The sequence below is a fragment of the Cellulomonas sp. CW35 genome (assembly GCF_052378485.1).
Lineage (GTDB): Bacteria > Actinomycetota > Actinomycetes > Actinomycetales > Cellulomonadaceae > Cellulomonas > Cellulomonas uda.
This window is the reverse complement of record NZ_CP199000.1, coordinates 1,908,908-1,922,269: the sequence shown is the minus strand read 5'-3', so window position 1 is coordinate 1,922,269 and position 13,362 is coordinate 1,908,908. Positions and strand designations below refer to the sequence as shown.

10 protein-coding genes are annotated in these 13,362 nt (G+C 76.0%); 8 read left to right on the top strand and 2 right to left on the bottom strand.

Features of this window, described 5'->3' with window-relative positions; genetic code table 11:
• Positions 1-3: 3 nt before the first annotated feature.
• Positions 4-3,705, bottom strand: a complete 3,702-nt coding sequence (locus tag ACT17Q_RS08840) for an SCO7613 C-terminal domain-containing membrane protein (protein WP_444661932.1) — start codon at positions 3,703-3,705, stop codon at positions 4-6.
• A gap of 125 nt (positions 3,706-3,830) precedes the next feature.
• Here ACT17Q_RS08840 and ACT17Q_RS08835 point away from each other — a divergent pair, with 125 nt between their 5' ends.
• The 6 genes from ACT17Q_RS08835 to hisF all read left to right on the top strand — a co-directional run bounded on the left by ACT17Q_RS08835 (position 3,831) and on the right by hisF (position 8,728).
• The gene (locus ACT17Q_RS08835; protein WP_094179941.1) at positions 3,831-4,022 is read left to right on the top strand and encodes a ubiquitin-like protein Pup; all 192 of its coding nucleotides are present in this window, start codon (positions 3,831-3,833) and stop codon (positions 4,020-4,022) included.
• 6 nt (positions 4,023-4,028) lie between these two features.
• Positions 4,029-4,871, top strand: coding sequence for a proteasome subunit beta (prcB, locus tag ACT17Q_RS08830; protein ID WP_444661930.1), 843 nt, complete (start codon positions 4,029-4,031; stop codon positions 4,869-4,871).
• Entirely contained in the window at positions 4,868-5,566 is a 699-nt protein-coding gene (prcA, locus tag ACT17Q_RS08825) for a proteasome subunit alpha (RefSeq protein ID WP_094179943.1), read from the top strand. The genes prcB and prcA overlap by 4 nt, the downstream gene beginning before the upstream one ends.
• Positions 5,566-6,927: a Pup--protein ligase gene (gene pafA / locus ACT17Q_RS08820; RefSeq protein WP_094179944.1), complete on the top strand. Its 1,362-nt coding sequence runs from the start codon at positions 5,566-5,568 to the stop codon at positions 6,925-6,927. Before prcA ends, pafA begins: the two co-directional genes overlap by 1 nt.
• Before the next feature lie 155 nt (positions 6,928-7,082).
• Positions 7,083-7,961, top strand: coding sequence for an FKBP-type peptidyl-prolyl cis-trans isomerase (locus ACT17Q_RS08815; protein ID WP_094179945.1), 879 nt, complete (start codon positions 7,083-7,085; stop codon positions 7,959-7,961).
• Positions 7,958-8,728 carry an imidazole glycerol phosphate synthase subunit HisF gene (gene hisF, locus ACT17Q_RS08810; RefSeq protein ID WP_444661927.1) on the top strand — a complete coding sequence of 257 codons (771 nt, stop codon included), beginning with the start codon at positions 7,958-7,960 and terminating at the stop codon, positions 8,726-8,728. Before ACT17Q_RS08815 ends, hisF begins: the two co-directional genes overlap by 4 nt.
• 28 nt (positions 8,729-8,756) lie before the next feature.
• Here the strand turns inward: hisF and ACT17Q_RS08805 are convergent, their stop codons facing one another.
• A complete protein-coding gene (locus tag ACT17Q_RS08805) occupies positions 8,757-9,404 on the bottom strand; it encodes a TIGR03085 family metal-binding protein (RefSeq protein ID WP_094182139.1) in 648 nt (215 codons plus the stop codon).
• A 117-nt stretch (positions 9,405-9,521) separates the two neighbouring features.
• Between ACT17Q_RS08805 and ACT17Q_RS08800 the strand changes: the two genes are divergently transcribed.
• Together ACT17Q_RS08800 and ACT17Q_RS08795 are read left to right on the top strand one after the other, a co-directional pair.
• Positions 9,522-11,465, top strand: coding sequence for an ABC transporter ATP-binding protein (locus ACT17Q_RS08800; RefSeq protein WP_444661924.1), 1,944 nt, complete (start codon positions 9,522-9,524; stop codon positions 11,463-11,465).
• Complete coding sequence (locus tag ACT17Q_RS08795) at positions 11,462-13,294, top strand: ABC transporter ATP-binding protein (protein ID WP_444661922.1); 1,833 nt, start codon at positions 11,462-11,464, stop codon at positions 13,292-13,294. The genes ACT17Q_RS08800 and ACT17Q_RS08795 overlap by 4 nt, the downstream gene beginning before the upstream one ends.
• Positions 13,295-13,362 lie beyond the last annotated feature (68 nt).

Below are 13,362 nucleotides of genomic sequence, written 5' to 3'. Positions count from 1 at the left end.
CGGTCAGCGCAGGCGGGCCACGTAGCGGGTCGCCTCGCGCGCGTCGCGCAGCCGTCGCTCGTACGTCACCCCGACGACCGTGAGCGCGACGCCCCCGACGAACAGCAGCGGCCACCAGCCGACGTGCGACACGACGGACGCACCCGCGGCGACGAGCTGCAGCGCGACCTCGGCCGCGAGCACGACGCCGCCGACCACGAGGGGCGCCTGCAGCCGCCGGCTCGCGCCGAGCAGCACGGCGGCGACCGCGCCGAGGACGACGACACCCCACCGCCACGGGGCCGGGGCCACCTGCAGACCGACGAGCGCGGGCGCGAGGACGAGCGCGCACGGGCCGCCGAGCGCGGGCCAGGACCGCGCTCGCTCGTCGTGCGCGAGCCACGTGCCGCCGACGCAGCCCGCGAGCAGCCCGCCGACCGCGAGGACGCCGTCGACGGGCAGCGGCCCCGCGCCGGCCACGCCGGCGAGGGTGGCGAGCCCGAGCAGCGTGAGTCCCTGCGCGGTCGCGACGGCACGTCCCCGGCGGACGCCGACGAGCGCGAGCGCGGTGCCGAGCACCGCGACCACCACCAGGCGCAGGACCGCGACCGGCGTCACGGCGTCGGCCAGGGCCGTGGCGGCGACGACCAGGCTCGGCCAGGTCGCGACGAGGACGCCGGCCCACGCACCGGCGAGCACGGCGGGACGCGGTGCGCCCGCGCGGTGCCCCGCGAACGCCGCGAGGCCGAGCGCGAGCGCCGCGCCCAGGCCCCAGACCTCCGCGCCCCCGCCCTCGGCGAGCGCCGTGGCGGCGCGCCGCACGGGCCCGAGCACGACGAGCAGCGCGACGCAGCCCGCGAGCGTGCGCGCCGCGGTGCGTGCACCCGTGGCGCCGCGCGCGAGGTGGCACGCGAGCGCGGCGACCCCCGCGAGCGCGAGCGTCAGCCACGCGGTGCGGTCCAGGCGCACGGACCCCACGACCACGGGGTCCAGCACGAGCGCGGGCGGCAGCCCGACCAGCAGGACGCCGGCGGCGAGGAGCGCGGCGCCCGAGCGCGTGTCCTCGCCGGGACGCGTCGGCGTGTGCCGCTGCACGCGCCGCACCCGGCGGGCTCCCACGCCGACGAGCACGAGGCCCAGCGGCGCGGCGTAGGCCTCGGGGACGCCGACCTCGCGCGCCACGAGTCCGGTCCAGGACGCGACCACGGCCAGTCCCAGCGCCCACCACCGCAGCGGACGCCGGTCGGGTGCGAGGGCGACGACACCGGCCGTCGCGGCAAGGAGCGCGAGCTCGAGCGTGACGACGCCCCGGGTCGGTGCCGAGAGCAGCGCGAGCGCCGCGACCACCGCGCCGCTGACCTCGACCGCCAGCCGGAAGCCGATCCGCCCACCGTCCAGCGCCCGCGCGACGAGCGCCCCGGCGCACGCGAGCACGCACACGACGAGCGAGGTCGTGCCGCGGCCGGGCGTGCCTGCGGCGAGGTGGGCGGCGACCACCGCGGCCGACGCCGCGGGCAGGACGAGCGTCGCGGCGGCGACCCGGGGCAGCGCGCCGACCCGGCCGCGGCCCAGCGCGGCGAGGGCGAGCGCCTGCACCGCGGCGACCGCGGGCAGGACGACGAACGGGGCGCGCGCGCCCTCGTCGGTCCACGACGCGAACGCGGCGAGCCAGGTGAGGCCCTGGACGGTCGCCGCGACGGGGAGCAGCGCCGCGCGGTGGGGGCGCGGGACGGCACGCAGCAGCACGAGGGTCACGACGACCACGCCCAGGAGGGTCGCCGCGACGAGCGCCGCGTCGCGAGGGTCGGCCCCGCCGAGTCGCAGGGCGGTCGCGGCGGCTCCCGTCGCGAGCAGGGCCGTGACGCACGAGACCGCGGCGCGTACGACGCGCCCGCCGGCCCGCGCGACCACGGTGACGACGACCGCCGAGCTGAGCAGGGCGACGAGGAGCGCGGCCAGCCCGGCGTCGCGCTCGCCGGACGTCCCCGCACCCGCGGCACCGGGCAGCGCCGCGACGAGCGCCGCGGACGCCGCGACCACGGCGAGCGTGCGGGTGTGGGTGCGCCAGGGGCGCGGCAGCGGGACGACGAGCGCGACGAGAGCGAGGGCGACGAAACCACCGACCGCGCTCTGGACGTCGTCGGCGAGCAGCGCGACACCCTCGAGCGCCGCCACGCACGTCAGTGCGGCCGCGACGTGCCGCAGCGGGCGTGAGATCCGCACGCCGAGCGCGGCGGCGAGCAGCACCGTGCTCAGCATCGTCACCGCGGCGGACGCGACGGAGCCGTCGGTGAACCGCGTGGGGTCGAGCACGGCCGCCGTGGCCGCGACCGCGAGCACGCCGCACTCCGGCACGGCCAGCACACCCGCGGTCACCGCGGCCGCGACCGCGGCGACGGTCGCCGTCGGGGCGACCCGGGCCGCCGTGGTGCCGGTACCGGGCGCGGGCCGCTCGGCAGGTCCCCGCACGGCCGACGGCAGGACGTCCGCCCGCAGCACGGCCACCGCCAGGGCGGCCACGACGCCGACGGCCGCAGCGGCCGGTGCCGACCACACGACCACCGACCCCGAGACCGCGGGGACGGCGACCGCGGCCGAGAGCGCCGCGAGCGCGCCCGACGCGCCGGCCCAGGCACGTGCCGGGGTGCCGCGGGTCAGGACGGCCTGCGCGGCGAGCGCGACGAGGCACGCGAGCACGAGCGCGCTGACCAGCGCGCCACCCGCGGCGCCACCGCCGTGCGCGGCGGACCGCAGCGCGACCAGCTGGACGACGGCGAGCAGCGAGGCGAGCGCGACGGCGGCGCCCGAGAGCACGCGACGCTCGGCGCCCCGCGCCCGGACCGTCGGCAGGTGTCGCGCGGACGTGAGCGCGAACGCCAGCAGCAGCGCGCCGAGCGCCCCCGCGGCCGTGCGGGAGGCCGCGGCGAGCGGCAGGGGAGCGGCCGGCACGAGGAGCGCCGCGGCGACGGTCGCGCTGCGCAGGTCGGCGCGCGCGCCGTAGAGGGCGAGAACGGCGCCGCACGCGAGCAGCCCGAGCCCGCCGACGAGCCACCCGGGAGCCGTACCGAGCAGTCCCGTGGCCCACAACGCCCACACGTCGAGCGTGAGCAGCGCCGAACCGAGGGCGCCGACCGCCTCGGCCGAGACCCGCAGCCCGCGTCGGCGCAGCACGACCGCGAGGGTCAGGACACCCGCGGTGCCGAGCGCGACGACGCCCGCACGTGCGGCGAGGGTCAGCAGGTCCCAGGTGAACACGAGGAACACGAGGCTCGCGACCGCGAGCAGCGCCGCACCGAGCGTGACCAGCACGGTCTGCACGGGCCATGCGGCGCGCGTCGGCCGCGGCGGGTGGGCGGGCGGCGCGGGTCGAGCGGCAGGGGGCGGCGGAGGGGCGACCGTGCGGGGGCCGTCCGGGACGCGGTACGGCTCGCCCGGGCTCGGCACCGGGCCGTGGACGCGCGCCTCGACCGCGGCGCCGGTGGGCACCGCGCCGGCGCGCCGCACGCCGTCGACCACGGTGCGCTGATGGGCGAGCGCCGCGGCGGCCGCTCGGGACGCCTCCCACACGGTGGCGCCGGCCGCGCCCGCCAGGTCGAGACCGCACCCCGGGCATCGGGCTCCCGCGAGCCCGCTCCCGCACCCGGGGCAGCGGGACGGGTCGAGCAGCAGGTGGCGAGCCTGCGCGAGCACGTCGGCACGCGGTCGGGGCACGGGCGGCTGGGTCATGGCGGGCATCATGACAGCAGTCGTCGGCGCCGGGCGCGTCTCGCGCACGCGACACCCGGGGCAGTCGCCTCCGGCTTGGGCCTAGGGTGGGCGCAGGAGCACCAAGCAACGCCGAGGAGGTCCTCATGGCAGGTCAGGAGCGGATCAACCCGCGCCGGGACGACGACGAGCCGGTCGACGACGCGCCCGAGCCGGTCGCACCCGCCGCGCAGGGCCGGGACGCCGAGGTCGACGCGCTGCTCGACGAGATCGACGACGTGCTCGAGCAGAACGCGGAGCAGTTCGTGCGGGGCTTCGTCCAGAAGGGTGGTCAGTGAACGCCCATGACGCACCCTGACCCGCTCGCGTCGGGCCGGCTCCCGGCCGCGTTCATGACCCCGGGCTCGTCGTCGTTCGTCGACTTCCTCGCGGCTCACGCACCCTCGCTCCTGCCCGGCAACCGTCCGCTCGTCGGGGCCGAGCAGGTCCACGCGCCGCACGGCACGACGATCGTGTCGGTCGTGTGCTCGGGCGGCATCGTGATGGCGGGCGACCGCCGCGCGACGATGGGCTCGATGATCGCGAGCCGCGAGATCGAGAAGGTGTTCCCGGCCGACGAGTACTCGGCGGTCGGCATCGCCGGGACCGCGGGCCTCGCGGTCGAGCTCGTCCGGCTGTTCCAGCTCGAGCTCGAGCACTACGAGAAGATCGAGGGCAGCCTCCTGTCCCTCGACGGCAAGGCGAACCGGCTGTCGACGATGATCCGCGGCAACCTGGGCCTGGCGTTGCAGGGCCTGGCCGTCGTGCCGCTGTTCGGCGGGTTCGACCTCGAGCGCGGCATCGGCCGGATCTTCTCGTACGACGTGACGGGCGGCCGGTACGAGGAGCACGACCACCACGCGGTCGGGTCGGGCTCGGTGTTCGCGCGCGGCTCGTTGAAGAAGCTGTGGCGGCCCGGGCTGGCGCCGGCCGAGGCGGTGCGCGTCGCGGTCGAGGCGCTCGTCGACGCCGCGGACGACGACTCCGCGACCGGCGGTCCGGACACGACCCGCCGCATCTGGCCGGTCGTCGCGACCGTGACCGAGTCCGGCTACCTGCGGGTGGCGGACGCCGAGCTCGAGCAGGTCGCCGAAGCCGTCGTCGCGGAACGCCGCGCACTGCACGCACGAGGGGGTGAGCGCGCGTGAGCATGCCGTTCTACGTCTCGCCCGAGCAGCTCATGAAGGACCGCGCGGACTACGCGCGCAAGGGAATCGCGCGCGGGCGCAGCGTCGTCGTGGTCCAGTACGACGAGGGCATCGCGTTCGCGACCGAGAACGCGTCACGCGCGCTGCACAAGGTCTCGGAGATCTACGACCGCATCGCGTTCGCGGCGGTGGGCAAGTACAACGAGTTCGAGAACCTGCGCGTCGCGGGCGTGCGGTACGCCGACCTGCGCGGGTACTCCTACGACCGCGAGGACGTCACGGCCCGTGCGCTCGCCAACGCGTACACCCAGACGCTCGGCACGGTGTTCACCACCGAGTCGAAGCCGCTCGAGGTCGAGCTCGTCGTCGCCGAGGTGGGCCGCACGGCCGAGGGCGACCAGATCTACCGCCTGACGTACGACGGCTCGGTCGCCGACGAGCACGGCTGGGTGGTCATGGGCGGGCAGGCCGAGCGGCTGGGCACGCTCGTGGGCGACGCGTGGCGGCCGGGGATGACGCTGCCGCAGGTGCTGCAGCTCGCGGTGCGTGCGCTGGGCTCGCCGGCCGACGACGGCGGCGAGCAGCGCGCGATCCCTGCGGCACAGCTCGAGGTCGCCGTGCTGGACCGGACCCGTCCGCGCCGCGCGTTCCGCCGCCTGGCGGGGCCGCTGCTGGAGGACCTGCTGGAGGGCTGATGGACAAGCGGATCTTCGGCCTCGAGACGGAGTACGGCGTCACGTGCGCCGCGACGGACGGGCGGGGGCTGTCGGCCGACGAGGTCGCGCGGTACCTGTTCCGCAAGGTCGTGGCGTGGGGACGCTCGTCGAACGTGTTCCTGCGCAACGGGTCGCGGCTGTACCTGGACGTGGGCTCGCACCCCGAGTACGCGACCGCGGAGTGCGACGACGTGCGCCAGCTCGTCACGCACGACCGTGCGGGTGAGCGCATCCTCGAGGGGCTCGTCGCGGACGCGCAGCAGCGGCTCGAGCACGAGGGGCTGCCGGGCACCATCCACCTGTTCAAGAACAACACCGACTCGGCCGGCAACTCCTACGGCTGCCACGAGAACTACCTCGTGCGTCGGCAGGGCGACTTCGCGCGGCTGTCGGACGTGCTGGTCCCGTTCCTCATCACACGCCAGGTGCTGACGGGCGCGGGCAAGGTCCTCGCGACCCCGCGCGGCGCGGTGTACTGCCTGTCGCAGCGCGCCGACCACATCTGGGAGGCCGTCTCGAGCGCGACCACGCGTTCGCGCCCCATCATCAACACGCGCGACGAGCCGCACGCGGACGCCGAGCACTTCCGGCGCCTGCACGTGATCGTCGGCGACTCCTCGATGTCGGAGTCCACGACGATGCTCAAGGTCGGTGCGACCGACCTCGTCCTGCGCCTCATCGAGGCCGGCATCCCGATCCGTGACCTGTCGCTCGAGAACCCGATCCGCGCGATCCGCGAGATCAGCCACGACATGACGGGCGCCGCACCGGTCACGCTCGCGAACGGGCGCACGGTCACCGCGCTCGACCTGCAGGAGGAGTACCTGGCGCGCGTCAGCGACTTCGTCGCGCAGCGCGGCGGCGGGTCGCCGCAGGACAAGCAGGTCCTCGAGCTGTGGGGTCGCGGGCTGCACGCGCTGCGCACGGGCGACCTGTCGCTCGTCGAGCGCGAGCTCGACTGGGTGATCAAGTACCGGCTGATCGAGCGCTACCGGGCGAAGCACGACCTGCCGCTGTCGGACGTGCGGGTGCAACGGCTCGACCTGGCCTACCACGACATCTCGCGCACCGAGGGGCTGTACAACCTGCTGGCGGCCAAGGGGCTCGTCGAGCGGCTGACGACCGACCTCGAGGTGTTCGAGGCGACGAGCGTCCCGCCGCAGACGACGCGCGCCAAGCTGCGCGGCGACTTCGTGCGTGCCGCGCAGGAGGCGCGTCGTGACTACACGGTCGACTGGGTGCACCTCAAGCTCAACGACCAGGCGCAGCGCACCGTGCTGTGCAAGGACCCGTTCCGCAACGTCGACGAGCGCGTCGAGAGGCTCATCGAGTCGATGTGACGTGCCGCGCGCTGGTCTGGCCCGCAGGGTGGACGCCGTAGAGTGTCGGCCGGCCACCGCCGGGTGAGCCGCGGGCGCAACGCGGTTGGCAGCAGGGGGCGGCAGGGGCTGCTGGGCACTGCAGGGGACGGGCGACGACGAGAGGACGACGGCAGGTGCGAGGACTGCGAGGCGCACTGGCCGCCGCGTGCGTGGCGACGCTCGCCCTGGCCGGGTGCTCGGACCCCGAGCAGGTCCCGCCGGACGTCGTCGTCACGGGTGACGCGGGTGTCGCACCCACGCTGACGTACGTCGCACCGCTGCAGGTCACCGACACGTACCGCGAGACCGTGTGGCAGGGGACCGGACCCGCGCTCGTCGACGGTGACCCCATCCTCATCGACTACTGGCTCGAGAACGCCTCGGACGCGACGCTCGTGCGCGACAGCTTCTCGGGCAGCCCCCGCTCGCAGGTCCTCACGCGCGCCGACCTGGGCGCGGACCTGTACGAGACGCTCAGCGGCCAACGCGTCGGGGCGCGGCTGCTGCAGGTCGCGCCCGCGTCGGAGCGCGGTGACGAGTACCCGACCGCGACGGTCGTCGACGTGCTGCCGACCCGCGCGGAGGGCAGCGCGGTCGAGCCGCTCGAGGGGTTCCCGGCGGTGGGCGAGACGAAGAGCGGCGCGCCGACGTTCACGCCCGTGGAGTCCAAGCCGCCGGCGACCCTGCGCGTGCAGCCCGTGCTGCGGGGCACCGGTCGTCAGGTGGTCGCGAGCGACACGGTGACCGTGCAGTTCACCGGCTGGGCGTGGACGACGGGCGAGGAGTTCGACTCGACCTGGTCGTCGGGCGGTCTGCCCCTGTCGTTCTCGCTGCAGGACGTGCCGGCGTGGCAGGAGGGCCTCGTCGACCAGCCGGTCGGCAGCCGCGTCATGCTCATCGTGCCGCCGTCGTACGCGCTCGGTGTGACCCAGAGCGAGGAGCTCTCGGGTCAGACCGTCGTGTTCGTCGTGGACATCCTCAACGCCCGCACCCCCGGAGGGACCGCCCCGTGAGCCTCGCCCTGCGCGTCATCCCGTGCCTCGACGTCGACGCCGGCCGCGTCGTCAAGGGCGTGAACTTCGAGAACCTGCGCGACGCGGGTGACCCGGTCGAGCTCGCGCACCGGTACGACGCGGAGGGTGCCGACGAGCTGACGTTCCTGGACGTGTCCGCCTCGTCGGGCAACCGCGAGACGACGTACGACGTGGTGCGCAGGACGGCCGAGGAGGTGTTCGTCCCGCTGACCGTGGGCGGGGGCGTGCGCTCGGCCGACGACGTGGACCGGCTGCTGCGCGCGGGCGCGGACAAGGTCGGGGTGAACACCGCGGCGATCGCCCGCCCCGAGCTCATCGGCGAGATCGCCGACCGGTTCGGCTCGCAGGTGCTCGTGCTGTCGGTCGACGCGCGGCGGGTGACCGGTGACGTGCGCACGGACTCCGGGTACGAGGTCACCACGCACGGCGGCCGGCGCGGCACCGGGATCGACGCGGTCGAGTGGGCCGCGCGCGCCGCGGAGCTGGGTGCGGGGGAGATCCTGCTCAACTCGATGGACGCCGACGGCACCACGTCGGGCTTCGACCTCGAGATGCTGCGCGACGTGCGGGCCCAGGTCCGGGTGCCGCTCATCGCGAGCGGCGGGGCGGGCACGCCGCAGCACTTCGTCGAGGCCGCGCGGGCGGGGGCCGACGCGGTGCTCGCCGCGAGCGTGTTCCACTTCGGCACGCTCACGGTCGGTGACGTGAAGCAGGCGCTGCGCGAGGCGGGCATCACCGTCCGCTGACGCGTCGGGGCGCGCGGACGCCGGGTCGTCAGGGGAGCGGGAGCGCCCGCGCGAGCGCGGCGACGTCCGCCTCCTCGCCCTGCACGACGAGGTCCGTCGCGGCACCGCGTCCCGAGACCCACAGCAGCAGGTCGCCCGCGCCGCCCCGGACGACGACCGTGCCGTGGTCGCCGCGCGGCTTGCGCACCCGGGCGCGCGGGCCGTCGGGGCGCACGAGGACGAGCCCGACGGGGACGCGCAGCGTGCGGGCGCGGGCGAACCGGGTCGCGTCGTGCCACAGCGCGTCGACGAGGGCGGGGTCCAGCGGGCGTTCGTGCGCCACGCCGTCGCCGCGGCGCACGTCCTCGCCGTGCACGTAGAGCTCGACCCGGTTCGCGGCGTCGCCCGCGAGGGCCAGGGGGTGCCAGCGTGACGGCCCCGCCTCGACGCGGTCGACGAGCGCGGCGTAGCCGGCGTCGTCCGTCGCGGTGTCGGCGAGCTCGGCGACCGCGCGCTCGGCCACATCCGTGAGTCGCGGCGCGGCGATCCCGAGGCCGACGCGCGCCGAGCTCTCACGCAGCACGACGTGCGCCGCCAGGTGCCGGGCCTGCCATCCCTCGCACAGCGTCGGCGCGTCCGGCGGGACGGCCCGCAGGGCCTCGACGAGGTCGGCGCGCAGCACGGGATGCCAGGTCATGCGCGTCATCGTGCCACCGGTCCGGGCGCCTCGCGTGGTGAGCGCTGCCCCGGGCAAGCTGTCGGACGTCCGTGAGACGATGACCGCCCCCCTCCTCCCCACCGGAAGGTCTTCGCCATGCCTGCGCCCCGCTCGTCGTCGACGCCGACGCAGTCCGGGGCGATGCGCCTGACGGGGTCGACCTCGCGGCGTGCGGTCACGCTCGTCTGGCGGGGGATGCGGGCCCACCCGTGGACGTACGTCGCCGCCGTGGGCACGTCGGCGGTGTTCGGTGCCACCACGGTCGTGCTCAGCCGCGCCCTCGGCTGGGCGACGGACGACGTGGTGGTCCCCGCGCTCGCCGGCGACGAGGCCGCGCAGGGGCGCATCTGGTGGGCGGGCGGAGTCGTCGCGCTCGTCGCGGTGACCCTCGCGCTCGGTGTCGCGGGCCGGCGCATCTTCGCCGGCATCGGCTACGCGCAGATCCAGGAGGACCACCGCCTGCGCGTCACCCGCCAGTACCTGCGGCTGCCCATGTCGTGGCACCGCCGGCACCCGACGGGCCAGCTGCTGTCCAACGCGGGTGCGGACGTCGAGGCCGCGACGTCGGTGTTCAACCCGTTGCCGTTCGCGCTCGGCGTCGTGGTGATGCTCGTCGTCGCGACCGTCGCGCTGCTGCGCACCGATGTGTGGCTCGCGCTGGCGGCGCTCCTGGTCGTGCCTCTCGCGATCGTCGCGAACGCCTGGTTCCAGCGCCGCATGTCGCCCGCGATCACGCACGCGCAGCAGCTGCGTGCCGAGGTCGCGGACGTCGCGCACGAGAGCTTCGAGGCCGCGCTGCTGGTCACGTCGCTCGGCACGCAGGCTCGTGAGGAGCGGCGCTTCGCGGAGCGGTCCGGCGCGCTCGCCGACGCGAACGTGCGGGTCGGCGTGGTGCGTGCGTTCTTCGACCCGGTGATCGACCTGCTGCCGAACGTCGGGACGCTCGCGGTCCTCGTCGTGGGGACGTGGCGCGTCGCCGAGGGCGACATCGGCACGGGCGACGTCGTCGCCGCGGCGTACCTCCTGACGCTGCTCGCGGTACCGGTCCGCGCGTTCGGCTGGGTGCTGGGCGAGGTGCCCCGCGCGCTCGTCGGCTACGACCGTGTCGCGCGCGTGGTCGACAGCCGTGGCGCGCTGCCCGAGGGCGACGCACCCTGGGCCGGCACCGGCGCGGGCGCGCGCGTGACGTTCGACCACGTGACGCGGCGCGTGGAGACCGCTCAGGGACCGCTCACGCTCGTGGACGACGTCGACCTCGACGTCGAGCCCGGGCGGGTGGTCGCGGTCGTCGGCCCGACGGGTGCGGGCAAGACGAGCCTGGTCGCGCTCGTGTCACGGCTCGCGGACCCGGACGTCGGCGCGGTGCGCGTCGACGGGGTGGACCTGCGGGACATGGCGCCCGACGCGCTGGCCGCGCACGTCGCGCTCGTCGCGCAGCACGCGTTCGTGTTCGAGGACACCGTGCGTGGCAACGTGACGCTCGCGGACGCGGACGACCCCGCGGCGCCCTCCGACGACGAGGTGTGGGACGCGCTGCGCGTCGCGCGCGTCGACGGCGTGGTCCGCGAGCTGCCCGGCGGGCTCGACGCGCACCTCGGTGAGCGCGGCGCGAACCTGTCCGGCGGCCAGCGGCAGCGGCTCGCGCTCGCGCGTGCGCTCGTGCGCCGGCCGCGTGTGCTCGTCCTCGACGACGCGACCTCCGCCGTCGACCCCCGGGTCGAGCTGGAGATCCTGCGCGGGCTGCGCGGCGCGGCCGGCAGTCAGGGACCGACCGTCCTGCTGGTGGCGTACCGCATGTCCTCGGTGCTGCTGGCCGACGAGGTCGTGCACCTCGACGGCGGGCGGGTCGTCGACCGCGGGACGCACGCGGAGCTGCTGGCGCGCGACCCGGGCTACCGCGACCTCGCGACCGCGTACGAGCGCGAGAGCGAGCGGCGCGCCGCGCAGGACTGGGACGACGCACCCGACGACGAGCAGGGTGACGGCCGGTCGGCACCGGCTCCCGGACGGGACGAGCTCGACGAGGTGGACGCACGATGACGACGGCTCAGGCTGACGGCCCGACGCGCGGGCACGCGATGGCGCCCGCCTCCACGCTGGGCGTGCTCGCGACCCTGCGGCGCGGCGTCGAGGTCTCGCCGCGCCTCGTCGAGGGGCTCGGCCTGACCGTCGTGCTCGCGACGTTCGCGGCCGTGGGCCGGGTGCTCGTGCCCGTGGCCGTGCAGCAGACGATCGACACGGGCATCCTCGCCGAGGGTGGTCCGGACGTCCGGCGGGTCGCGGTGCTCGCGGCCGTCGCGGCGCTCGGGCTCGTGCTCGGTGCCCTGTGCTCGGCGGCGGTGAACATCCGCCTGTTCCGCTCGAGCGAGGCCGGCCTGCTGCAGCTGCGCACGCGCGCGTTCCGGCACGTGCACGACCTGTCGGTGCTCACCCGGGGCACGGAGCGCCGGGGCAGCCTCGTCTCGCGGGTCACCTCGGACGTCGACACGATCTCGCTGTTCGTGCAGTGGGGCGGGATCATGCTGCTCGTCTCGGTGCTGCAGATCATCGTCGCGACCGTGCTCATGGCGGTCTACTCGTGGCAGCTCGCGCTGCTGGTCTGGCTCGGCTTCGTGCCGCTCGTCATGGCGCTGCAGCCGCTGCAGAAGCGCGTGAATGCGCGCTACTCGACCGTGCGCGAGAAGTACGGCGCGATGCTCGGTGCGGTGTCCGAGTCCGTCGTCGGGGCCGAGACGATCCGTGCGTACGGCGTCGCGGCGCGCACGCAGCGGGCGACCGACGCCGCGATCCGAGCGACACGGCGCGCGATGGTGCGGGCGCAGACCCTCGTCGCGGCGGTGTTCTCCTCGGGTGTCCTGACCGCCAACCTCGTGCTCGCTCTCGTCGTCGTCGCCGGCACGTCGCTCGGCGTCGCGGGGGACCTGACGCCGGGCCGGCTGCTCGCGTTCCTGTTCCTCGTGCAGCTGTTCACCGGGCCGGTGCAGATGGCCACGGAGATCCTCAACGAGCTGCAGAACGCGGTCGCGGGCTGGCGGCGCGTGCTCGGCGTGCTCGAGACGCCCGTCGAGATCGCGGACCCCGTCGACGGCGCGACGAGCGCGCGCGGTCCCGCGCACGTCGAGCTGCGCGGCGTGGGCTTCGCGTACCCGGACGGCCCGCCGGTGCTGCACGGTGTGGACGTGACCGTCCCCGCGGGGACGTCGCTCGCGGTGGTCGGTGCCACCGGCTCGGGCAAGACGACGATCGCGCGGCTCGTCGCGCGGCTCGTCGACCCGACGCACGGCCAGGTGCTGCTCGACGGCACGGACCTGCGCGCCGTGCGGCACGCCGACCTGCGCCGCCGCGTCGTGCTGGTGCCGCAGGAAGGGTTCCTGTTCGACGGGACCCTCGCGGAGAACATCGCGTACGGCCTGCGTCGCGACGACGACCCCGCGTGGGCGCCGCCGGCCGACGACCCCCGCGTGCGGGACGCCGTCGACGCGCTCGGGCTCGGGCCCTGGGTCGACGAGCTGGGCGCCGGGCTCGGCACGCCCGTCGGACAGCGCGGCGAGTCCCTGTCGGCGGGTGAGCGCCAGCTCGTCGCGCTCGCGCGGGCGTACCTCGCCGACGCCGACCTGCTGCTGCTCGACGAGGCGACCTCGGCGGTCGACCCGGCCACCGAGGTGCGGCTCGCGCGCGCGCTCGCCGGCCTGACGGCGGGGCGCACGACCATCACGATCGCGCACCGGCTGTCGACGGCCGAGGCCGCGGACGCCGTGCTCGTCGTCGACTCGGGGCGGGTGGTCGAGCACGGCCCGCACGACGCGCTGCTCGTCGCCGGCGGGCTGTACGCGACCATGCACGGGGCGTGGGTCTCGCAGACGCGCTGACGCGTCCCGACGCCCGTGGACGCACAGCCGACGGCGTGCGGCGCGGTGGACGCGGCCCCGGGCCGCAG

Excerpts from the sequence above, each read along its gene's own strand:
- ACT17Q_RS08840 (WP_444661932.1), bottom strand. The coding sequence starts at position 3,705 with ATGACCCAGCCGCCCGTGCCCCGACCGCGTGCCGACGTGCTCGCGCAG.
- ACT17Q_RS08835 (WP_094179941.1), top strand. The coding sequence starts at position 3,831 with ATGGCAGGTCAGGAGCGGATCAACCCGCGCCGGGACGACGACGAGCCG.
- ACT17Q_RS08800 (WP_444661924.1), top strand. The coding sequence starts at position 9,522 with ATGCCTGCGCCCCGCTCGTCGTCGACGCCGACGCAGTCCGGGGCGATG.
- ACT17Q_RS08805 (WP_094182139.1), bottom strand. The coding sequence starts at position 9,404 with ATGACCTGGCATCCCGTGCTGCGCGCCGACCTCGTCGAGGCCCTGCGG.
- ACT17Q_RS08795 (WP_444661922.1), top strand. The coding sequence starts at position 11,462 with ATGACGACGGCTCAGGCTGACGGCCCGACGCGCGGGCACGCGATGGCG.
- prcB (WP_444661930.1), top strand. The coding sequence starts at position 4,029 with ATGACGCACCCTGACCCGCTCGCGTCGGGCCGGCTCCCGGCCGCGTTC.
- pafA (WP_094179944.1), top strand. The coding sequence starts at position 5,566 with ATGGACAAGCGGATCTTCGGCCTCGAGACGGAGTACGGCGTCACGTGC.